This is a genomic window from Candidatus Babeliales bacterium (assembly GCA_035455925.1).
GTDB lineage: Bacteria > Babelota > Babeliae > Babelales > Vermiphilaceae > SOIL31.
This window is the reverse complement of record DATIEE010000029.1, coordinates 74,009-95,100: the sequence shown is the minus strand read 5'-3', so window position 1 is coordinate 95,100 and position 21,092 is coordinate 74,009. Positions and strand designations below refer to the sequence as shown.

General features: G+C 32.4%; 18 protein-coding genes and 2 tRNA genes. 15 read left to right on the top strand and 5 right to left on the bottom strand.

Translation table 11 applies throughout. From position 1 onward, the window contains the following. Positions 1 to 45: 45 nt before the first annotated feature. From mutS to uvrA, 4 genes are all read right to left on the bottom strand, one after another. The gene (gene mutS / locus VLB80_04820; protein HSC25506.1) at positions 46 to 2,667 is read right to left on the bottom strand and encodes a DNA mismatch repair protein MutS; all 2,622 of its coding nucleotides are present in this window, start codon (positions 2,665 to 2,667) and stop codon (positions 46 to 48) included. 136 nt (positions 2,668 to 2,803) lie between these two features. After that, the gene (locus VLB80_04815) at positions 2,804 to 2,977 is read right to left on the bottom strand and encodes a hypothetical protein (protein ID HSC25505.1); all 174 of its coding nucleotides are present in this window, start codon (positions 2,975 to 2,977) and stop codon (positions 2,804 to 2,806) included. Between the two features lie 141 nt (positions 2,978 to 3,118). After that, the gene (locus VLB80_04810; protein HSC25504.1) at positions 3,119 to 3,976 is read right to left on the bottom strand and encodes a hypothetical protein; all 858 of its coding nucleotides are present in this window, start codon (positions 3,974 to 3,976) and stop codon (positions 3,119 to 3,121) included. 74 nt (positions 3,977 to 4,050) lie between these two features. Further along, on the bottom strand, positions 4,051 to 6,654 hold the full coding sequence (gene uvrA, locus VLB80_04805; protein ID HSC25503.1) for an excinuclease ABC subunit UvrA: 2,604 nt from the start codon (positions 6,652 to 6,654) through the stop codon (positions 4,051 to 4,053). A gap of 156 nt (positions 6,655 to 6,810) precedes the next feature. On the opposite strand from uvrA, the gene VLB80_04800 reads away from it, so the two are divergent. The 15 genes from VLB80_04800 to dnaE all read left to right on the top strand — a co-directional run bounded on the left by VLB80_04800 (position 6,811) and on the right by dnaE (position 20,436). Then, a tRNA-His gene (locus VLB80_04800) sits at positions 6,811 to 6,886 on the top strand. An 82-nt stretch (positions 6,887 to 6,968) separates the two neighbouring features. Further along, a tRNA-Pro gene (locus VLB80_04795) sits at positions 6,969 to 7,045 on the top strand. Positions 7,046 to 7,083: 38 nt separating this feature from the next. Beyond that, positions 7,084 to 8,028 (top strand): hypothetical protein, encoded by a 945-nt coding sequence (locus VLB80_04790; GenBank protein ID HSC25502.1) that lies wholly within the window; start codon positions 7,084 to 7,086, stop codon positions 8,026 to 8,028. A gap of 14 nt (positions 8,029 to 8,042) precedes the next feature. After that, complete coding sequence (locus VLB80_04785) at positions 8,043 to 8,609, top strand: hypothetical protein (protein HSC25501.1); 567 nt, start codon at positions 8,043 to 8,045, stop codon at positions 8,607 to 8,609. A gap of 137 nt (positions 8,610 to 8,746) precedes the next feature. Further along, positions 8,747 to 9,010 carry a DUF5676 family membrane protein gene (locus tag VLB80_04780; GenBank protein ID HSC25500.1) on the top strand — a complete coding sequence of 88 codons (264 nt, stop codon included), beginning with the start codon at positions 8,747 to 8,749 and terminating at the stop codon, positions 9,008 to 9,010. Positions 9,011 to 9,100: 90 nt separating this feature from the next. Next, positions 9,101 to 9,367, top strand: coding sequence for a DUF5676 family membrane protein (locus VLB80_04775; GenBank protein ID HSC25499.1), 267 nt, complete (start codon positions 9,101 to 9,103; stop codon positions 9,365 to 9,367). 207 nt (positions 9,368 to 9,574) lie between these two features. Continuing rightward, positions 9,575 to 10,111, top strand: a complete 537-nt coding sequence (locus VLB80_04770) for a hypothetical protein (GenBank protein ID HSC25498.1) — start codon at positions 9,575 to 9,577, stop codon at positions 10,109 to 10,111. Positions 10,112 to 10,168: 57 nt separating this feature from the next. After that, positions 10,169 to 10,867, top strand: a complete 699-nt coding sequence (locus VLB80_04765) for an RING finger protein (protein ID HSC25497.1) — start codon at positions 10,169 to 10,171, stop codon at positions 10,865 to 10,867. A gap of 128 nt (positions 10,868 to 10,995) precedes the next feature. Next, positions 10,996 to 12,093, top strand: coding sequence for a rod shape-determining protein RodA (gene rodA / locus VLB80_04760; protein HSC25496.1), 1,098 nt, complete (start codon positions 10,996 to 10,998; stop codon positions 12,091 to 12,093). Positions 12,094 to 12,126: 33 nt separating this feature from the next. Next, positions 12,127 to 13,134, top strand: coding sequence for a Holliday junction branch migration DNA helicase RuvB (ruvB, locus tag VLB80_04755; GenBank protein HSC25495.1), 1,008 nt, complete (start codon positions 12,127 to 12,129; stop codon positions 13,132 to 13,134). Positions 13,135 to 13,376: 242 nt separating this feature from the next. Further along, entirely contained in the window at positions 13,377 to 14,090 is a 714-nt protein-coding gene (locus VLB80_04750) for a YebC/PmpR family DNA-binding transcriptional regulator (protein HSC25494.1), read from the top strand. Positions 14,091 to 14,119: 29 nt separating this feature from the next. Then, positions 14,120 to 15,025, top strand: coding sequence for a YicC/YloC family endoribonuclease (locus tag VLB80_04745; protein HSC25493.1), 906 nt, complete (start codon positions 14,120 to 14,122; stop codon positions 15,023 to 15,025). A gap of 144 nt (positions 15,026 to 15,169) precedes the next feature. After that, complete coding sequence (locus VLB80_04740) at positions 15,170 to 16,402, top strand: hypothetical protein (GenBank protein ID HSC25492.1); 1,233 nt, start codon at positions 15,170 to 15,172, stop codon at positions 16,400 to 16,402. Between the two features lie 62 nt (positions 16,403 to 16,464). Then, positions 16,465 to 16,824 carry a hypothetical protein gene (locus VLB80_04735; GenBank protein HSC25491.1) on the top strand — a complete coding sequence of 120 codons (360 nt, stop codon included), beginning with the start codon at positions 16,465 to 16,467 and terminating at the stop codon, positions 16,822 to 16,824. A gap of 171 nt (positions 16,825 to 16,995) precedes the next feature. Beyond that, positions 16,996 to 20,436, top strand: a complete 3,441-nt coding sequence (gene dnaE / locus VLB80_04730) for a DNA polymerase III subunit alpha (GenBank protein HSC25490.1) — start codon at positions 16,996 to 16,998, stop codon at positions 20,434 to 20,436. Here dnaE and VLB80_04725 read toward each other — a convergent pair whose 3' ends face one another. After that, on the bottom strand, positions 20,437 to 21,090 hold the full coding sequence (locus tag VLB80_04725; GenBank protein ID HSC25489.1) for a hypothetical protein: 654 nt from the start codon (positions 21,088 to 21,090) through the stop codon (positions 20,437 to 20,439). It abuts the gene before it with no gap. Between the last annotated feature and the right edge of the window lie 2 nt (positions 21,091 to 21,092).

The following is a 21,092-nucleotide window of genomic DNA, read 5'->3' as shown; positions in this document are numbered from 1 at the left end:
ATAAGATATCAAAAAAAGCCCCTATCGTCCAGCAAAAGATATAATTTACATGTCTTTGCATTTCCACAATAAATCGAATGCTTTTTTCGGTGATAAATCGTCAAAATCAACATTGTTCACCAATGCCATAATTTTTTTATTTTTTGTGCATTCAGCAAGCAGTTTTTGATTTTCTGCCTTTAATGCTATATTTTCATCATATAAGTTTTGTTGATCTGTTGTGTCTTTAACAGTAGAAATAATTGGAATAGCTGTACCACCATGCACAAAAGAATCAACCAATATTGATGAGCGTTTAATAATTGTCGTAGGAAGATCTGCCAGTTTTGCGACCTCAATCCCAAAGCTACCATCGGCAATGCCTTGTATAATAGTATATAAAAACAATATACCATCGTTATTTTTTTTGCTTGCCGTTTGATACACTACAATGCCGGGATGTGTTTGGGGCAAATATGTTAATTCATGATAATGCGTTGCAAACAGACAGCGTGCGCCTATTTCATTAAAAATATACTCAACAACTGCTTGTGCTATCGCCAATCCATCAAATGTACTTGTTCCACGGCCAACTTCATCTAAAATAACCAGACTTTTTTCCGTTGCTTGAGTACATATTATGGCTGTTTCTTCCATTTCAACTAAAAAAGTACTTTTACCTTCTGCCATATTATCACTTGCTCCAATTCTCGTGAAAATACGATCTAACAAAGCTATGTTAGCGCTTTTTGCAGGTAAAAATGAACCAATATGAGCCATTACCGATAAAAGAGCTACTTGGCGCAAATAGGTTGATTTACCTCCCATATTTGGACCAGTGATGATCCATAATGATTGATCATTCGTTAATGTTGTATCATTTGGTATGAATGTATGAGAAAGAACTTGTTCAACAACAGGATGGCGACCCTTAATAATAATAACATCTTTTTGTTCATTTAATTGCGGACATACGTATCCATTATCATATGCAAGCCTTGCAAGTGATAATAAGGCATCAATATTCGCTATCGCGTGTGCAGATTTACGTAATGCGGAAATTTGCAATCCAATTTTACTTTTAATACCATCAAATAATTTTTGTTCATACTGTGTAATGTCTTTACGGGCTGATTCAATACTATACTGCAATGATTGCAATTCAGGTATAATAAATCGTTCTCTACCAACTAATGTTTGTAAGCGGCGATATCGCTCAGGAATAGCAGCTAAATGTGTATTAGTGACTTCAATATAATATCCTTGGATTGCGTTATAGCGAATTTTAAGGGACTGAATTCCTGTTGCTTTTTGTTCTGCAATTTCAAGAGCAATTATCTGTTCGCTACTATTATTAATGAGTTTTCTCATGTGATCGAGTTGCTTGTCAAATCCTTCCTTAATAATTAATTCTACTGATGGCTCATCATGCAAGGCCGCATGTAATAAATCAGATAATGATTGAAAATCACCTAAATGATCATCAATAACACGTAATAAAAAAACATTCGGTTTATAATGTTGAATGCTATTTCTGAAATGAGGAATTGCTTTTAGCATTTGCAATAATCCGCTATAATCCATTAAAGATGCTCGTTGTAAAGCAATACGTCCAACGATACGCTCACAATCACCAACTGAAGTTAATAACTGTTCAAGAATGTTGACTAATGCTATATCGCCATAAAAAAGTGTTATAGCTTTTTGACGTTGAATAATTGCTTCGCGTTTAACAAGTGGGCGCAAGATCCATTTTTTGATCATACGAGATCCCATTGCAGTTTTTGCTTTATCCATCACGCTAAATAACGTGTTTTTAGTGCTGCCATCATGAATATTTTTAACAAGTTCTAAATTTCGTTGTGTTGCCATATCCATGATTAAAAAATCATCCGATTTATAAAAAGAGAGAGAGGTAAATTGATCAAGCGATGATCGCTGGTTTTTTGACATATATGCATAAAAATAAAACAAGGCTTGTCGCATCGATTCATTTTGTTCTAGCTGTGCACAAACTGTTTGAGTGAATTGTTTTTTTAGCCAATCATACCCATCACTTTCAAACATTTTTTCGTCGTTAGCATGTACAATTGTTGTAAAATAGCCCAAACGCTTAAAATATGTTTGAAATTCTTGGGTTCGTAGAGAGCTTGGAAGTAAAATTTCATCCGGAAAAAAACGAATCAATTCTGATTCTAATAGTTTCTCTGAACCTGCGGGGACTGTTGTAATAAAAATTTGAGCGGTTAGTAGTTCACTAAAAATTAATCCCCATGTATTACCGGCAGGATAAAAGGAAAAGATATAAGATGCAGATCGTTCATTAAGGAGCTGAGAATCGGTAAGAGTTCCTGGCGTTAAGACTTGCTTAACGCCACGCTTAACAAGAGTTCCTGGTTTTGGATCTTCAAGTTGATCACATAAGGCTACCTTAAATCCACCCTTAACTAATTTCAATAAATAATGATCAATAGCATGAACAGGAACACCGCATAATGGAATTGGCTCATTTTTATTTTTGCCACGAGAGGTAAGCACAATACCTAAAAATGCGGCTGCGTTTTTTGCATCATCAAAAAAAAGTTCATAAAAATCACCTACTTGAAAAAAAAGAAGAGTATCAACATAATCAACCTTAATATCATGATACTGCTGCATCAATGGTGTGTATTCTTTATTTTGTGTCATAGTAATTTTTAGTATATAAAATAAAACGAATTGCAGCTATAACAACATGTAGCTTAATAAAAAAAATCGGATAGATATTCAAAGTAATTTGCCCAATAACTATCCGATTATATATTTTTCATGAAAATGTTAGATCTTAATAAATGCTATCCTCACACGAACCATCTGTGCATTGTTCCTCTTCATCATAATCAACCATTATACTTTTGCCACAACATTCATCATTATATTCGTCTGGACGTATCATTGATGTAGAAGTAACTATTGCTGCAATAACTAATAAGCCATAAGTCATTAATTTATTCTTCATACTAAAAACCTTCCTCAAAACAATGAATAATTTTTTTATCACTAGCTTTAAAATAACAAATTATAATTTCAATATGCAATATTTTGCAGAAAAACACTTTTATGTAAAGCATTAACAATCACTTGATAATGTTATTTTTCATTAATTTTTTAGTAATGCGGACTTTTTAATTTGTTTTTGAATAATAGCTCGATCGCGTAGTGATTCTCCCTCTATGGTAGAAAAATGTTTTAGATGAGATGCAATTTCTGTTTTATATGCTTCTAAAAGCTGATGGCATTGATCATAATTACTACTATCACTCTCCCATTGAGCTGCTATTTGCTGTAGCCAACTATTATGCATAGTGAAAAAAGAGTGAATTGTTTTCTGAGCGATAAGGCTTTCTTCATTCGTTAAGCGCTTAGATTTATATATCATATATGCACAGATCAATTCATTTTGTTGAATTAAACGAGCATGTAATAATTGTAAGAATTCTCTATGTATGATTGTTTGTTCTGATTCTAAATCATCATTGCGTAAAATTAGTAGTCTTTTTTGCATGAGGTCGATTGTTGCTTCATACGACGCATAGGTATATATAAACCACCGCAAAGTATCAGGATGGACAAATTGCTCGCCAACCTTTGAAATCATAATGAAACCGCCAATATTCAATCCTGCATGCGCAATAGAAATCCATCCTTCTTGTGTATAAAAAAGAGATGAAAGACCAGCACAGAAAGCTTCAATAATAGATTTTTTTTCATTGATTTGTTCTTTACCCTGATAAGTATTACCAAAGCAACTTCTCATCATTGGTACCCATTGATATAGCTCATGAATAATACCTATAGCTGCCAAGCTGTATCCTATATATCGATCACGAGTTATTTTTTTTTCTATTTCCACTGCTTTGTTATTAATGGTTTTATAGTGCAAATAAGTCACAGCATATGTAGTGCTAGGTAATAGAAAATTGACTGTAATGAATAGAACCAAGACATAATGCTTCATGAAATACCTCTACAAAAATATTTATTTTTTCTTCATTTTAGTATATCGCAATTGATAATTTTCTCAATTTCTCATTATTGAAGTTTGGTAAAGATTCTCTTTAAATAACGACCTGTATGGCTTTCTAAGCATTGAGCAACTTCTTGCGGTGTTCCTTGAGCGACAATACGTCCTCCACCATCACCACCTTCGGGTCCTAAATCAATAAGATAATCGACTGTTTTTAATACATCCAGATTGTGTTCGATAAGTATCATAGAATTGTTTTTATCAACAAGGCGATTAAGTACTTGTAGTAATTTTTCAATATCACTTGTATGTAATCCGGTTGTTGGTTCGTCTAAAATATATAAAGTATGTTTTTCACGTTTTGCTAACTCATCTACCAATTTTATTCGTTGCGCTTCTCCGCCTGATAGAGTTGTTGATGACTGTCCTAGGGCAAGATAATCAAGACCAACATCGCACATTAACTGCAAACGCTTAGCAATCGTTTTGTGATGTTCAAAAAATGATAATGCCTCATGCACTGTCAATGCAAGCACATCCGCAATAGATTTTCCTTTATAGGTAATTGATAATGTTTCATTATTATAACGAGCACCGTTACATGATTTACACATCATAATAACTTCAGGTAAAAAATGCATTTCTACTTTTATGGTGCCATCGCCGCGACACTCAAAACATCTTCCCGCTGCTACATTAAAGCTAAATCTACCTACTGTATACCCACGAGCATTACTTTCGGGTAATGATGCGAATAGCTTCCTTATTTCATCAAAAATTCCTAAATAGGTTGCGGGGTTAGACCGGGGTGTACGTCCAATGGGACTTTGATCAATAACAACTAAATTTTCTATATTCTCTGCGCCGCGAAAATTTTCCGATGAATGTAAAGCGTTATGCCGAATTCGTTTATAGCCCCCTGAAAATTCACGTTTAATAGCAGAAACAAGTTCATCCATAATCAATGTGCTTTTACCAGAACCAGATACACCAGAAACTCCGCATATCACACCCAATGGTACACGTAAGGTGACATCGTGCAAATTATGTTTATCAGCATGTTCTAATATCATATATTCAGAAGGCTTTCTCACTAGCTGTGGTAGTGCTATAGCTCTTGAACCATTCAAATATGCGCCAGTTAATGAATTATTATTATTAGATAATTCAGTTGGTGTGCCAACAGCGGTAACTTTTCCACCCAAAATTCCAGCAGCGGGTCCCATGTCTATGACATAATCTGATTGTGCAATGGTATCCATATCATGCTCAACAACTACAATGGTGTTATCTTGATCGCGTAATGCTTTAAGTGTCTCAATTAAACGATCATTATCTCTTTGATGTAAACCAATACTTGGCTCATCAAGAATATATAGTACGCCGCTTAATGATGAGCCGATTTGGCAAGCTAGCCGAATACGTTGTCCTTCGCCGCCTGATAATGTTCGAGCAGTACGATTTAATGTCAAATATGACAATCCAACATCATTAATGAAAATAAGCCTATTTTTGATTTCTTGAATAAGCCCCTGAGCAATTTCTGTTTCAGTTGAATTAAGAACAAGCGTATCGAAAAATTGTAATAATTGTTTAATAGAAAGATTACACAATTCATAAATATCTTTGTCGCCGACAAACACTGCCAAAGCATGTGTATTTAAACGTTTACCGTTACATTCTTTACAGGTACGGGATGTCGCGTATTTATCTCCAAAAAACTGTGGATAATCTGCTTTCCATGCATTCTTATCATCATCACTCCAGGGCCATTCATTAATGGTACCCAATCCTTCACATCCTTTACATGCACCCACAGGAGAATTAAAAGAAAAACAACGTGGTTCTAATTCAGGGATTGACTGTGAACATGCAATACAAATACGATGTGATGAATAAACATGTTGTTCAGAACCAGCTATAATTTTGCAGTTGCCATTAGCAAGCTTAAAAGCTACTTCAACTGCTTCTTGTAAGCGTGCGCTAGCTTCAATGGTAATCTCAAGACAATCAATAATAACATCGATTGAGTGCTTATGGGTTTTTTTTAAGTTAAGACTTTTTATTTCATCATGTGATTTAAATTTATACTGTTCCCCATCAATTTTAATGCGATAATAGCCCTTTTCAAAAAGACGAATCAGGTCTTGAATAAATTCGCCCTTTTGCTCATGCACTATGGGAGCTGCTATCGAAATTATTTTACGATGAAATTCTTTATTCATCATTTTACAGATAGCTTCGGCTGATTCGGCCTTAATTTCCAGATGGCAATGAGGGCAAAATACTCTTCCAATGCGTGCAAAAAGAATACGAAAGTAGTCATATATTTCAGTTATTGTTCCTACGGTTGAGCGAGGGTTTGAGCCAACAGTTTTTTGTTCTATGGCAATTGCTGGACACAGCCCATCTATACGGTCAACATCGGGTTTTTTGGCTATACCCAAAAATTGACGAGCATATGACGAGAGGGATTCTACATAACGTCTTTTACCTTCGGTAAAAAGAATATCGAGGGCTAAAGAGCTTTTACCTGATCCAGATGGACCAGTAATCACAACTAATTTATTTTTTGGAATGGCAACATCGATATTTTTTAAGTTATGTTCACGAGCTCCAAAAACATTAATCCAATGAGCTATTATGATAGGTTTAGTGCTATTCTTCATATGTTTTTTCCTATTTATTAAAAACAACAATTTATTGTTTGTTATTAGTATATAATAGCAAATATTTTAACATTGAACAATCACTACCTTGCTACAAACGAAATGTTTTTTTGATTTTTATCTATAAAACCGTATAATTAAAACTGATTTCATATGGTGGATGTAGCTCAGTTGGTAGAGCACCAGATTGTGGCTCTGGTTGTCGTGGGTTCGATCCCCACCATTCACCCCAAAAAAAAATAGTTCTTAAAAATACTTGCAGATCAGAACAAAAAGAAGTACTTTATAGTATCTTCAGATTTATCATAGGTATTCGGGGTGTGGCGCAATTTGGTAGCGCACTCGCTTTGGGAGCGAGGGGTTGTCAGTTCGAGTCTGGCCACCCCGACCATTTTTATATCTAAGAGATTTATATCTAAGAGGTTATTGATGTCAATTATTCGCTCGTTTTTTTTATTATTTTTTTTCATTGTTTTTTCTTCATCGGCATTATTTTCTACTACCCTCAATAAAGACCATTTATTAGTTTGGCAATCATCTTTTATTGATTCAATGACACCACAAGACTTGCAGATTATTGCTAATTATTTATATCTTCTTTATGCTAACGCGATTATTGAATCAAAGGTTCGGCAACTTACTTCTTCGCTACTTCGATTGGAACAATCTATACGATTAGATATTGCTGAAAATAAAAATCCGGTTGAGGGTCTGACAAGATTAAAGCTTGTAATAGAACGCTTGTCATACATTATCAATGCACGCTCTGTTTATGCTCAAATATTAAATATGTGTTTAAAGCATTATGAACAAAATAGTAGATTAATAATCGATACTGCTTTAGAAAGCTTGCAATGTGATGCTCAAACAAAATTGCGTACATGGGCAGATAATAATAGTGATATAACAAAAAAATTACTCCAACAATTTAATAATGATACTGTCAGCAATATACAGCGTCTTTACGTAATTGCAGGTTTATACAAAGGCATGAGCGAAGGCGATCTGCCTTTTGTAATACCACAAAATGAAATGCATAATACATCGTTATTTATTCTCGATAGTATTTTAAGACAGAATTCTCACGTGCAAATGGTTGCTGATAATGTGGCCATTACTGCCAACATGGCATCTGATCACTTATCTCAATTGGTTATCATGAGTGTGGAGATATATAAAGATTATTATACAATTTTGTATAACAAGATGACATCAACTTCATTTGATACAAACTGTGCAACGACATTATTTGGAGCGCGTGATATATTACCCCAAGAACATCGGTCTTTATTGCCTCACCCAGAAAATGTATTTGAACACATATTTCACATTATAAGTATGTATCCTGAAATTGAATTATTGTCCCAATCATAAAAGAAGGTGCTATGATGAACAAAATTTTTTTACAAGCTATTTTTTTGGCTCAAATGATTTTTTTGCCACAAATTATGATCAATGCAGTGTCAACAGCAACACATCCATTTGAGCAGTTAACGACTGCTATAAAAAAAGATGCACAAATATGGGCTGATGAGGTATGCAGTTCTCTTTCTCAAGAACAACAACTTATATTCCTCAATCTTTTTGCATTTAATGATGAAGCAACTATTCCACTATTCATAAAGTGTGCTCAATATATTGAATCACAGGAAGAAATGTTGCCAACATATGAGAAGCTCGGTTTGAATATTGTACAAATTATTCAAAAATATGTTGAAAAAATCCAGGAAAAAATTACTCGTAAAAAAGATTTAACTGAAAAAGAAGAAGAACGATTGTGGCAAAAGTTGGAGACAAAAATTCAAGAACTTTATGCCTATATCAATCAGATTTATTATAAAGTTTTATATAGTGCTGTAGCGGCAAAAAAAACTGGCCTAGTTTTTTGCGTGTTTGATAATGATGGAATAATACCACATGAAAAGCGCACGCGACTGTTGCCACAATCATTGTAATAAATTATAAAAAACAATAAAACGCTCATATATATTTAAAATATATGAGCGTTTTATTGTTTTTTTATGCAGTACTTTCATATAATGAAAATAATGGTAATGCATAGTATGTTTTTAAAAAAAAAGAGAGATTGGCAATGAAAATTAATTTACGCAAGTCAGGTATAATTGGCGCAGTAACTGGTCTTTCCATTTATCTTGTTTTTATATTAATTGTTAAATTACGGCCATCAATGATACTTAATTTACTCAGTGCAACTAATCAAGTAAAGGTTAGTAATTTTTTTATGACACTAACACCCGGCGCTCTTGTTGTGGGATGTTTAACCCATGCAATTGTAGGGTTTTTTGTTTTTTGGCTCATTGCAAAAATATATAATTCACAACAAAAAAATACTTAATTTTCACTGCATTTTTTTTACTAATCAAAAGAATTTAAGGTTTGTAAAAGAATTTAATGATATTGGTTAACGCATAATAAAGAGATAATCATGAAAATTAATGCACGTGATTTTGGAATTGCTGGTGCGATAACAGTATGTATAATATATATAAGCTTAGCATTAGCTTTAAAATTTTGGCCATCTCAACTGCTAAATTCTGTTGGAACAATGCATATGATGCCAAAGTTAAGTCTTATTAAATCTTTCATTAAAGTGACTCCTCATGCTATTGTACTAGGGTGTATAACTCATACAATTATGGCATTTCTTATTCTTTGGTTCACTGCCAAAATATATAATTTTCTGCAGAAATAAACGTTATAATTTTTAACAAAAAATTTAATGATGTACTTTTTTGTCGAAAAATTATTTCTAATGTTATTCCAATATCACTAATAAGGTCGTTCATTCCTGTTCAAAAAACATTTCTTTTGCTATAAATTATTGCTTTTGTCAAAATAAAAGTTCTATTATAAATTAAAAGATATTATAGTTATGTAGTATTTAAAAAAGGATATATTGATGAAAAAGAAATTTATCATGCTCAGCACGTTATTAATAATGGCATCAGGGTTATATGGAGCAACTTATATAGAAGTTATCAATAGACTGTCCCAAGGATCTCGTGATCTTGAAAATAAAGGATATGGAACAAATCCAAAAGGATTTAGTCCTTCAATTTTTAATCAGTGGTTTGATACGTTTGCGATAGCAAAAAGATTTGTAATAGATAATAGTAAAAATTTAATTGGTATGCAAGATTCTGATATTATCAATGCTGTATCATGTTTAGAAAAAATTAATATGGATCTAATCAATATAATAAAGACTATTCGTGAATTTTCTACTCGAGATGATTTTGTAATTCTAAGCTATAAATTGGCTTCCATAAATGAGAGTTTAAACAAATGCATTAGTAAGCTTATGATAATCAATATGACGCTCAGCAATAAAAAGGATGCTAAAAACGTTGTCATTACTATTAAAAAATCTTTAGAAGAAATGGTTGATCGTATTAATAAAATAGTTTCTGACATGATAAACTTAACAAATATGTAAACTGCTTAATGAACGTACTAATCAAGGGTGAAGATATATTTTAAAAAGGAATACATTATGAAGAAGCAATCTATCATGTTCAGCGGATTATTAATAATAGCATCAGGATTGTATGGTGTAACTGCAAATGAGGTGTTACAAAAATTCAATATCAGTTTTGGTACAGTTTTTGGTCAAGGAAATTTGTTTGACAAAAATATCGCTGCAACGCAAAATCAAAATCTTGTGAGATGGAATGAGGCTATTGCCGGAGCAAAACTATTTGTAATAGAGAACTGCAAAAATTTAATTGGAATGAAAGATTCTGATTTACTCAATCCAATGGCGACTATAGAAAAAGCCAATGTAGATCTTGTTAATGCTATAAAAATTACTCGTGGATTATCTACTGCGAATGATTTAGCAAAACAAAAAAATATTTTTGCTCAAATAGAAATGGGCATGAGAACGCTCAGTACACAAGTTAAATCAAAAAGCTTTACATTGGATAACAAAAAAGAGGCGCAACGCATTATTGTTGCGGTAGCTACATTTGTTGAATCAGCTGCAAATAAAGCGCAAAAAGATATCACCAATCGGCCAGTTCAGCAAACTCAACAAATCATTGCGGAATGCGCTATTTGCTACGAAGAAAAACCTACTGTTGTAATTCCCTGTAAAAATAAACATTCTGAACGCATTTGCCAGTCATGTTTAAATGATATTGTGAGAAAAGATAATACCTGTCCGTTCTGTCGAGAGCCACTCATAAAGTAAAGATAAAATTTTTAAAGATATTCCTGTTTTGCGCTAATACACAAAATGGGAATATTTTAATTTATACGATCAAAAATGTTTCTTAATCATGGTATGATATCATACATAGCATATATATTAAGGAACATATGAATATTAATTATCGCTCAACAACGCGTTCTTTCGATTTTATAACATTTTTTCTTATGATATTTCTTTCTGCGTGTGGATTGCTTTTTATTTTTAGTTCAACATATAATCACGAAAAACCATTTTCTTCTTTTTTTATTAAACAAGCAATTGGATTATGCAGTGGAATTGTCATCTATTTCCTTTGTTTGATCCCTGACTACCGTAATGTTATGCGTTGGGGATATGTAGCATATTTTATAGTTATCGCTCTGCTCATATTTACCCTCATTAAAGGAAGCATGGGAATGGGTGCAAAACGTTGGATAAACTTGGTTTTTTTTAAACTTCAGCCATCAGAGCTGGTAAAATTTTTATTTCCTGCATATATGATGAATTATTTACATATACGGAAAAAAGCGGTTATTTATTCATTTGGGCTTTTTATTCCATTACTAATAATGTTAGGTGTTAGTTTTGTCTTAATACTTAAACAACCTGATCTTGGTACGTCATTAATTGTTTTGTTTTCTGGTTTGATTCTTTGCTGGCTTGCGGGATTACATAAAAAGTTTTTTGTATATAGTCTGATCATAACTCTTGTTATGACGCCATTTATATGGTCATTTGTTCTCAGAGATTATCAAAAAAATCGTATAATTGTTTTTTTAGGTCAAGGAGATCAAAAGCGAGAAGGTTATCATATAGAGCAAGCGAGTATTGCAATTGGTTCAGGGGGTTTGTGGGGAAAAGGTTTATTTAATGGAACGCAAAATAAATTGCAATTTTTACCAGAAAGCAGAACCGATTTCATTTTTGCTGTTTTATGCGAAGAATTGGGTTTTGTGGGTGCGTGTTTTTTACTGTTATGTTATGGCCTACTGTTTTGTAGGTCATTTTTACTTATCAAAACATTAAAAGATACATACGCTCAACTTTTTGCCTGTGGCTTATTATTGCATATATTATTGGCAACAATCATAAATATTGGTATGGTGCTTGGCATTCTTCCAATTGTTGGTATTCCATTACCATTGATAAGCTATGGAATTGCCAATTTATGGATAACTATTGCATGTCTTGGAGGATTTCAAAATATTATGTTACGTTGCAGATAATAATAAATAATACAATCAAGAAAAGAATATACTATGAAAACACCTTTAGTCCTTGATATGGGACAAGCGCCTGAAGAACGCGCGCATGATTTTTCTCCTCAATCATTTGATGATTATATTGGACAGAAAGAACTTAAGGAGAAGTTATCTATTTATACACAAGCAGCAAAAATGCGTAATGAGCCATTAGATCATTTATTATTATTTGGTCCGCCAGGGTTAGGTAAAACAACACTTTCGATGATTATGGCGCGTATTATGAATGTTAGTATAAAATTATGCAGTGGGCCAATGATAGAGCGAACGGGTGACTTGGTAGGGATGTTATCCAGTTTGCAATCTCGTGATATTTTTTTTATTGATGAAATACATCGTATGCCAGCAAGCGTTGAAGAAGTGTTATATAGCGCTATGGAACAATATCGAGTTGATGTCGTTATTGGTCAAGGAGCTGGTGCAAAATCAGTCAGTTTACCTATTCATCCTTTTACCCTTATTGGCGCAACAACTAAGAGTGGTATAATTTCAGCACCATTACGAAGTCGATTTGGTATTCTTGAACGACTTGATTTTTATACTGATGAAGAATTACGCGATATTGTCATACAAAGCGCTCATTTTCTTAATTTATCAATTCCTCTTGATGCTGCATTGATGATTGGTGCGTGTTCACGAGGAACTCCGCGGATTGCAAAAAAAATAGTTCGTCGTATTCGTGATTTAGCTCAAGTGCGTAAAGTAAATATCGATAAAAACTTTATTATAGAATCACTGCAATTTTTAGGAATTGATTATGATGGGCTTACTGCCATTGATAATATGATTTTGCAAAAATTAGTTTGTAATTTTAATGGAGGCCCTGTCGGACTCGATACACTTGCTTCTTTGATTGGTGAAGATGCTGATACTATTGAGCTTGCGTATGAACCATACTTGCTACGTAAGGGATACCTTGAGCGCACCTCACGTGGAAGACAAATCCCAGCAAAAATATTGCCTTTATTAATTAAACGATTTCTCGGGCAACAATCAATTCCATGATACAGTTTTAATAAAAAAAATTTTAGACTAGAATGCTTATAAGAATGTCTATAAATTATTTTTATTACTGAAGAGTGGCAAGTATTATGAAATAATTAACCAATTTCATTAAAGAAATAAGCTCATATTTTCGCAATTTTAAAACCGAGATTTTCTTGTTTTATACGCTAATTAGCGTTAAAATTAACACATACAATAATTCATATAATAATGTTCTTACCAATTGCGGAGATACAAAAGTCATGGCAGGTCATAGTAAATGGGCTAATATTAAGCATAAAAAAGCTAAAGAAGACGGAAAAAAAGCTAAAGTTTTTACCAAAATCATCAAAGAAATTACAATTGCAGCTCGTGAAGGTGGCGGCAATCCTGATATGAATCCTCGTTTGCGGCTACTTATTGAAAAAGGCAAAGAAGCTAATATGCCTATTGAAAATGCACTGCGTGCAATTAAAAAAGGGACTGGTGAACTTCCTGGCGTACAGTATGAAGAATATACTTACGAGGGTTATGCTCCTAACGGAATTGCTGTTATGGTTGATGCTATTACTGATAATAAAAATCGCACTATTGCAGAGTTTCGTCGTTTATTTTCAGAAAATGGTGGCACATTAGGAGAAGCAGGAGCGGTAAGCTGGATGTTTGAAAAACTAGGCGTAGTTAATGCAACCGGAAAAATAACTGAAGATGAACTTCTGGAGCATCTTATCGAATATGACATCAAGGACATACAAATTGATGGAAACAATTATACAATATATTGTGACATTAAATCTTTTGAATCAATAAAAGAAACTATTGAAAAAGCGGGCTTAAGAATTGAAAATTCTGGTCTTGAGTGGGTTGCAAAAAATATCATAGAACTTCCTGAAAATAAATCAACCAAAGTTCTTGAGTTTTTATCTACCGTGCAAGACCATGAGGATGTAAAAAACGTATACACCAATCTTGGTTAAGTTCATTACAATAAAAAGGATATATCCTGATGAAAAAATATACGATTTGCAGCATGACAGGATTTGCATCAAAAACATTTGTTATAACTACACCATCAGGAGAACGATCAAGCGTTTCAATGAATGTAAAATCACTCAATTCTCGTTTTTTTGAAAATACAATAAAATTGCCGCTTGGATTATCTCAATTTGAAACAATCATCATTAAGCAATGTAAAGAAATGTTACGTCGTGGACATATTTATGTAACTGCATACATAAGTAATCCAAATATTTTTGATAGTTCTATTACTCCTGCAATGACAGTTATTGATGGATATGTGGCTTCTATGAAAAATATAATAACAAAATATGATTTATCCGCTGAGATTAAACTGGATCATATACTACGTTTACCTAATATTTTCTCAAAAGAAGAACAGCCACTTGATCAACAGTCAACAGATTCTATTTTAAACACAATAACTGAACTTATAAAAAAAGTTATTGATGAGCGATATATTGAGGGCGCTACACTGGCTTGTGATTTAGAAAGCCGCATAGTAATTATAAAGCAAGAAATTAATGCAATTGTTGAACGGGCACATATTTTTGTTGAAGAATATAAAAAAAAAATACATATAATGTTACAGGAAATTGGTGCTGACGAAAATTTAATCGTAAATGCACAAAAAAATAATCTTTATTTTATGCTGGATAAAATAGATATCCATGAAGAAATTACTCGCTTTAAAAGTCATCTTAATCATTTAGAAACAACACTTAATCAAGAAGAACTTGAAAAAGGTAAACGATTAGACTTCACTCTTCAAGAACTTGGACGTGAAATCAATACCATTGCGGCAAAGTGCTCTGACTCAATAATAAGTTCGCACGCGATTAATGTTAAAGTTGAAATTGAAAAAATGCGTGAACAAATACAAAATATTGTTTAGTAATCATTAGGTTATTAAACATTTAATGTCTTTCAGTAAGTTCTTTTGCTCTATCAATTTTTCATAAAAATATTGTCTTCAAATAGAATTCATTTATACTATAAACGTTTTAGGTATACTATAAAATTTTATTGAAAGATTTTCATGAATTGTAACAACAATAGTAATTTAACAAAATATGTTACTTTTTTTCTTAATTCTTTTTTTTTAGTGCCACTCAATGCGATGATGATACCGTGTATAATTAATAAACACAGTGCAAGTTTAAAAACATTTAAGAAAAATGAAATTTGTATTATTACGAATGATAAACAAAAATTATCCATAGAGTATGAGTTTCTTGCAAAGATTCCTGCGTTAAAAAATCTCTATAAACAACAGAATGGTTCATTGTATCCCACGCAAATGATAGATATTAGTACCGCTTATAAAAAAATTAATAATGGCGGTCTGTTATTGATATATAATGCATTAAGAAATGATACTAATATACACTTGTTTGAAAAATTTTTTAATGCGTTAGATCAAGAAAAGAAAATAGCATTAACCAATATTGCTTCATCTCAAGCACTCAATGTTTCGCATGTAACTAATTTTATAAATACAATTGAAACAGTTCAAAAAAATCAATTACGATTTTTAAATGAATGTCGATATGTTGAATCATTAATAGATTTTGCACAACAGGAAATAAGTAATATAAACTGTATGATGGACTTACTCAGATTTAATGAAGCTATTAATGAATTACATAAAAATTTAAAAATGAAAATTAACGAAGATACGAAGGAATATCAAGATCTAATAATAAAAATACAACATATACATAGCCAAATAAATATAAAAAAATATCAGTTGGAAAATATCAATTTAAACAGAATAAACGAAGAAAGAATAAAATGTTTATTAAAATATAAACAATTTATTTCTGGTGATAATTATAAGTCAGAACATTACAGTTCTATATTGAAATACTCCATTAATATTGAAAGTATAAATAAATATTATCTTGAAGAAGCTGTTTTAAAATACGGCCAACATTTGAGATTGTGTAAAAAAAACTTTCTTTTAAGTATGTTTGATACTAATCACGATTATAATATAAAAACCATAAAAAATATAGGTCTTATAGAAACAGATTTAATTAGTATTGTGATGGCAATAAATGAAAAAAATATATTATTTATTTTTGATATAAACAATATATTTAAGGATAAGCTTTTTAGCTCTAAAAACACATATGAACATGAATTAGGGGTGGGCATATCTGTCAAATCTTTTAGCTACTACCTAGATGAAGGATCGAAAAAACTTAAAATTAATTTATTAGCGACAAATGATACCATAGTTTCTATCGGCGACATTGACTTCAGATAGAAATAATTTATAGTAAAAGTGTTATTTATAAGTGTATTTATTATAGTTGAAAGGGTTTTTTTATGTGCAGTAATAATATAATTCAAATGAAATGCAGTATTGTTTTTTTTGCTATAATTTTTTTACTGGCTAGGCCAATTCAAGCGATGCATATTTCTGAGAAAATATATCAAAATGATCTGTTTAAAAGATTACCTGTTGATAAATTACCACAAACATCAAAAGTCAATTTGGAAGAAGGATTGCCTGAAGTAAATGTTAGCTTTGAAATATCAGCATTAAAAAAAGATTTGGACAATTGCAAAAAGCAGCTTAGAGAAGATTGGAAAAGAGATAGTTGGGATCCAGACTATCGTTCAAATGTTTTGGTAAAAGTGATAGAATCTCGAGTAAAAGAGCAAAAAAAAATCGACAAATTATAAGAATAATATCTAAATTATATTGATTTAAGGAAAGGAAGGGGATATTTGCAATAAAGACCCTTTTCTTTCCTTATAATAGATTACAATCTGCTCAACATTTTCGCAAATATAATTTATTCTTATAGCAGTATATGAATAGAGTTTGCACAATTATGAAAGCACAAATACCTTATGTTGCAGCATTTTACCCATTTACATCTTCATACTGAATATTCGCTTCTTGATGGCGCTATTTCATTAGATAAACTAATAGAATTTGGTAAAAAAAATAATTATAAAGCACTTGCTATTACTGATCATGGTAATATTTTTGCTGCAGTTAAATTTTTTCAAAAGTGTAAAAAAGCTGGAATTAAACCAATTCTAGGAATGGAAGCTTATTTTACTGAAGATGTTAAAGTAAAAAATGCTGATAATAAGTACTATCATCTTATCATTCTTGTACAAAATGCTACTGGATATAAAAACCTTTGCAAACTTATATCATATTCATATCAAGAGGGTTTTTATTTTAAACCTCGTATCGATTACGCCATGCTTGAAAAACATTCTGAGGGTCTTATTGTAACAACTGCTTGTCTTGGCGGGCATATTCCCAAATTATTAATGGCTAACAATATAAAAGAAGTTGAAGAGCGTGTTAATTGGTTTTTAAGAGTATTTGGTAGAGATCGGTTTTTTTTAGAGGTTCAACCTGAAGATCAAGAAGTCCAAGCAACGTTAAATCAAAAACTATTTACCTTAGCGCAAGAAAAGAACATTAAATGTGTTGCTGCGGGCGATTGTCACTATGTTTCACTTGATGATCATGAAGCACATGAAATTATGCTGTCTATTCAAACACAATCAAAATTAGATAGCCCTAATCGGTTCAGTTTTGGCGAATGTCGTGCTTACATGAGAACAACAGAGCAAATGCTTGAAGAGTTTAAAAACCATACTGATGCAGTCTGGAATGCGGGAATGATTGCTGATATGTGCAATTTTGATTTTGAAACTGATAAGCTTTTTTTTCCTCAATTTGTTATTCCTGAAAATTATACACAAGAAACATATTTTGCTCATTTGTGTCGAACGGGATTACAGCGATTAAAAAATGAGAATCTCATTGATCATAGTCAAGAGGAAGTATATAACTCTCGATTAGAACTTGAAATTAAACTTATCACCGACATGGGTTTTGTTGGTTATTTTTTAGTTGTCAGTGATTTTATTCAATGGGCTTATCGCACGAATATACCTGTGGGGCCTGGAAGGGGTTCTGCTGCAGGATCGCTTGCTGCATGGGCTTTGCAAATTACTAATATTGATCCCTTAAAATATAATCTTCTATTTGAGCGTTTTCTTAATCCTGAGCGTGTTAGTATGCCTGATATTGATATTGATTTTTGTGTTGAAGGTCGTGACAAAGTAATTAATTATGTGCGTGATAAATATGGACATGACAAAGTATGCAATATTATAACTTTTGGTACCATGATGGCAAAAGGAGTTATAAAAGATGTTGCTCGTGTGCTGGGCTTTTCTTTTGAAGACTCAAATGCAATGACAAATCTTATTCCCGATCAACTTAAGATAACGCTTGCTGATGCTATTGAGCAAGAACCACGGCTTAAAGAATTGATAGATAATAATCCTCGTACAAAATATATTTTTGATATTGCATTCAAGTTAGAAGGACTTACCCGCCATGCATCAAAACATGCTGCGGGGATTGTGATCTCTCCTGAGCCAATTGATGAAGTTTTGCCTGTCTATATCCCATCAAAAAGTAATGAATTAGTTACTCAATATGCTATGACGGAACTTGAAAGTATAGGGTTTTTAAAAATAGACTTTTTAGGGCTAAAAAACCTTACGCTCATTGATCGTGTGCTTCAGTTAATCAAAAAAAATCATGGAATATCTCTTGATATGAATAAACTTTCTCTTGAGGATAAGCTGACCTTTGAGCTTATTTGTGAGGGTAAAACATCAGGAGTATTTCAGTTAGAATCAAGTGGTCTTAAAGAAGTGTTGCGTAAGCTAAAACCAGATAAATTTGAAGATATCATTGCGGTAAACGCATTATATCGACCAGGACCGCTGGGTTCAGGAATGGTTGATGATTTTATTGAGCGAAGACATGGACGTCAGGCAATTAAATATCTTTTTCCTGAATTGGAAGCAATTTTAGCAGAAACATTTGGTGTTGTTGTATATCAAGAGCAGGTAATAAAAATAGCTTCAGCTATTGGTGGCTATTCTCTGGGAGAAGCTGATATTTTACGTCGTGCAATGGGTAAGAAAAAGGTAGAGGTTATGGCAGAACAAGGTGCCATATTTGTTGAAAAAGCAATTGTAAGAGGCTTTGATGGCAAAAAAGCACAAGAGCTTTTTGATTTACTTGCGTATTTTGCTGGTTATGGTTTCAATAAATCCCATTCTGCTGCCTATGCACTTATTGCTTATCAAACAGCATATCTTAAGGCAAATTATTTGCCTGAATTTTTAGCATGTCTTATTTCTCTTGAAGCAGCACATCCAGAAAAAATGTCATTCTATTTGCAAGAAGCAAAAGATCTTGGTATCACGTTGCTTCCACCAAATATTAATCAATCAAATATCGATTTTTCTGTAATTGACGGCAATATTTTATTTGGATTACAAGGTATAAAAAATGTAGGTCTTGCAGCATTAGAAAATATTACTGAGGAACGAACAAAAAAAGGTCCTTTTAAAGATCTATTTGATTTTTGTAAGCGAGTAGACCTAAGAACTGCAAATAAACGAGTAATTGAAAGTCTTATTTGTGCGGGAGCGTTTGATACATTGCACGGTAATCGTGCACAACAATTTCATGAAATTGAACATATAATTGATCTTGCGACTGCATACAAAAAAAATGCTATCACCGGACAAATGGATTTATTTTCAGTGAGCAAAAAAGACGTTACTAATGATGAACATTATTCTTTTGCAATTCAACCGGAATGGCCAGATCGAGATAAGTTAGAAAAAGAACGTGAAGTAATTGGTTTTTATATTAGTTCACACCCGCTTGAAACATACAGAAAACAATTGACATGGTTTACTATCGAAGAGTTTGAAACTGCTGCCCAAAAAGCAAAAGCAGCAGCTAAGGAATATTCAACAATTGGATGCGGATTACTTAAAACGCGTAAAGATATTATCACTAAAAAAGGTGATCGCATGTCCTTCTTGCAATTTGAAGACATGTCAGGTGCTATGGAAGTTATCGCATTTCCTAAAACATTTGCTCGTACTGAAAAATGGCTTGATTCTCATCATGTATTTATTATTAAAGGTATAGTTGACGTTGTTGAGGGTGCTGCATATAAAATAAAAGCTCAGGACATAGTTCCAGTTGAATTAGTGTTGCATGAATGGCCATCTATTGAACATATAACACTCACATTGCCTGATTGTGTAACCGAAACAACTATAACTACAACTAAAAAATTATTAACAAAAGGCACAACACAACTACATATCATATTTCATGAAAATCAAAAAAAATTGCGCTTAACAGTAAAAGAAAAATTTCTTCTCAATTTTGAAAACGCACAATTATTAGAAAAGCATGATATTACAATAAAGTGTGCATTATAGTTACTTCATTACATAGCTTAGGGCATGCTCATATAACTCATCTGAATGAGTTTGTAATGATAATAATAATCTTTGTATATATTGTTCATCATTAGCGAAAATAAGATCATCAATGGCTTGATGAATACTTTGCAATAGGATATCCTCAGAACATCCACGTTTATATGCAATAATAAGAATATCGCTATAGAGTGCTGTCCTTCCATTCAAATCAGAAAAATGTGCACTTTCTCCAATCATATGCTTAATTTCATACCATTGTTGCTTGTGAGCTAAAGAATCAATTGAGGCAGAAATATGCATACGTGCATTAGGTATCATTCCTAATAATATATACAACCGAACAAGTTCTCGACGCAACGTATCATTAATAGGACACATAATAATGAGGTGTTCACCAACAGCTGCTGCTTCTAAAAAACGATTTGATTTATGATATGATTCCATCGCTTGCTGATACAACGAAACAGCTTGTTCTTTTTCCTGAAAAGAAAGATAAATATCAGCTTCAAGTTGTCGTGCAATAGCATTGTCATTAAATGAGTGTGAAAGAAGACGATAAACGCCCAATGCACGTTCTTTTTCACCGCGAGAAACACATTCAGCAATTTTAAACCATGCAATAGTTTGTTTATCCAATTGGACCTGCTTCATAT

Coding starts and splice junctions, on each gene's coding strand:
- VLB80_04735 (HSC25491.1), top strand. CDS start 16,465: ATGTGCAGTAATAATATAATTCAAATGAAATGCAGTATTGTTTTTTTT.
- VLB80_04770 (HSC25498.1), top strand. CDS start 9,575: ATGAAAAAGAAATTTATCATGCTCAGCACGTTATTAATAATGGCATCA.
- mutS (HSC25506.1), bottom strand. CDS start 2,667: ATGACACAAAATAAAGAATACACACCATTGATGCAGCAGTATCATGAT.
- VLB80_04780 (HSC25500.1), top strand. CDS start 8,747: ATGAAAATTAATTTACGCAAGTCAGGTATAATTGGCGCAGTAACTGGT.
- VLB80_04750 (HSC25494.1), top strand. CDS start 13,377: ATGGCAGGTCATAGTAAATGGGCTAATATTAAGCATAAAAAAGCTAAA.
- VLB80_04725 (HSC25489.1), bottom strand. CDS start 21,090: ATGAAGCAGGTCCAATTGGATAAACAAACTATTGCATGGTTTAAAATT.
- VLB80_04775 (HSC25499.1), top strand. CDS start 9,101: ATGAAAATTAATGCACGTGATTTTGGAATTGCTGGTGCGATAACAGTA.
- VLB80_04740 (HSC25492.1), top strand. CDS start 15,170: ATGAATTGTAACAACAATAGTAATTTAACAAAATATGTTACTTTTTTT.
- VLB80_04810 (HSC25504.1), bottom strand. CDS start 3,976: ATGAAGCATTATGTCTTGGTTCTATTCATTACAGTCAATTTTCTATTA.
- VLB80_04745 (HSC25493.1), top strand. CDS start 14,120: ATGAAAAAATATACGATTTGCAGCATGACAGGATTTGCATCAAAAACA.
- rodA (HSC25496.1), top strand. CDS start 10,996: ATGAATATTAATTATCGCTCAACAACGCGTTCTTTCGATTTTATAACA.
- VLB80_04785 (HSC25501.1), top strand. CDS start 8,043: ATGAACAAAATTTTTTTACAAGCTATTTTTTTGGCTCAAATGATTTTT.
- VLB80_04815 (HSC25505.1), bottom strand. CDS start 2,977: ATGAAGAATAAATTAATGACTTATGGCTTATTAGTTATTGCAGCAATA.
- VLB80_04765 (HSC25497.1), top strand. CDS start 10,169: ATGAAGAAGCAATCTATCATGTTCAGCGGATTATTAATAATAGCATCA.
- dnaE (HSC25490.1), top strand. CDS start 16,996: ATGTTGCAGCATTTTACCCATTTACATCTTCATACTGAATATTCGCTT.
- VLB80_04790 (HSC25502.1), top strand. CDS start 7,084: ATGTCAATTATTCGCTCGTTTTTTTTATTATTTTTTTTCATTGTTTTT.
- ruvB (HSC25495.1), top strand. CDS start 12,127: ATGAAAACACCTTTAGTCCTTGATATGGGACAAGCGCCTGAAGAACGC.
- uvrA (HSC25503.1), bottom strand. CDS start 6,654: ATGAAGAATAGCACTAAACCTATCATAATAGCTCATTGGATTAATGTT.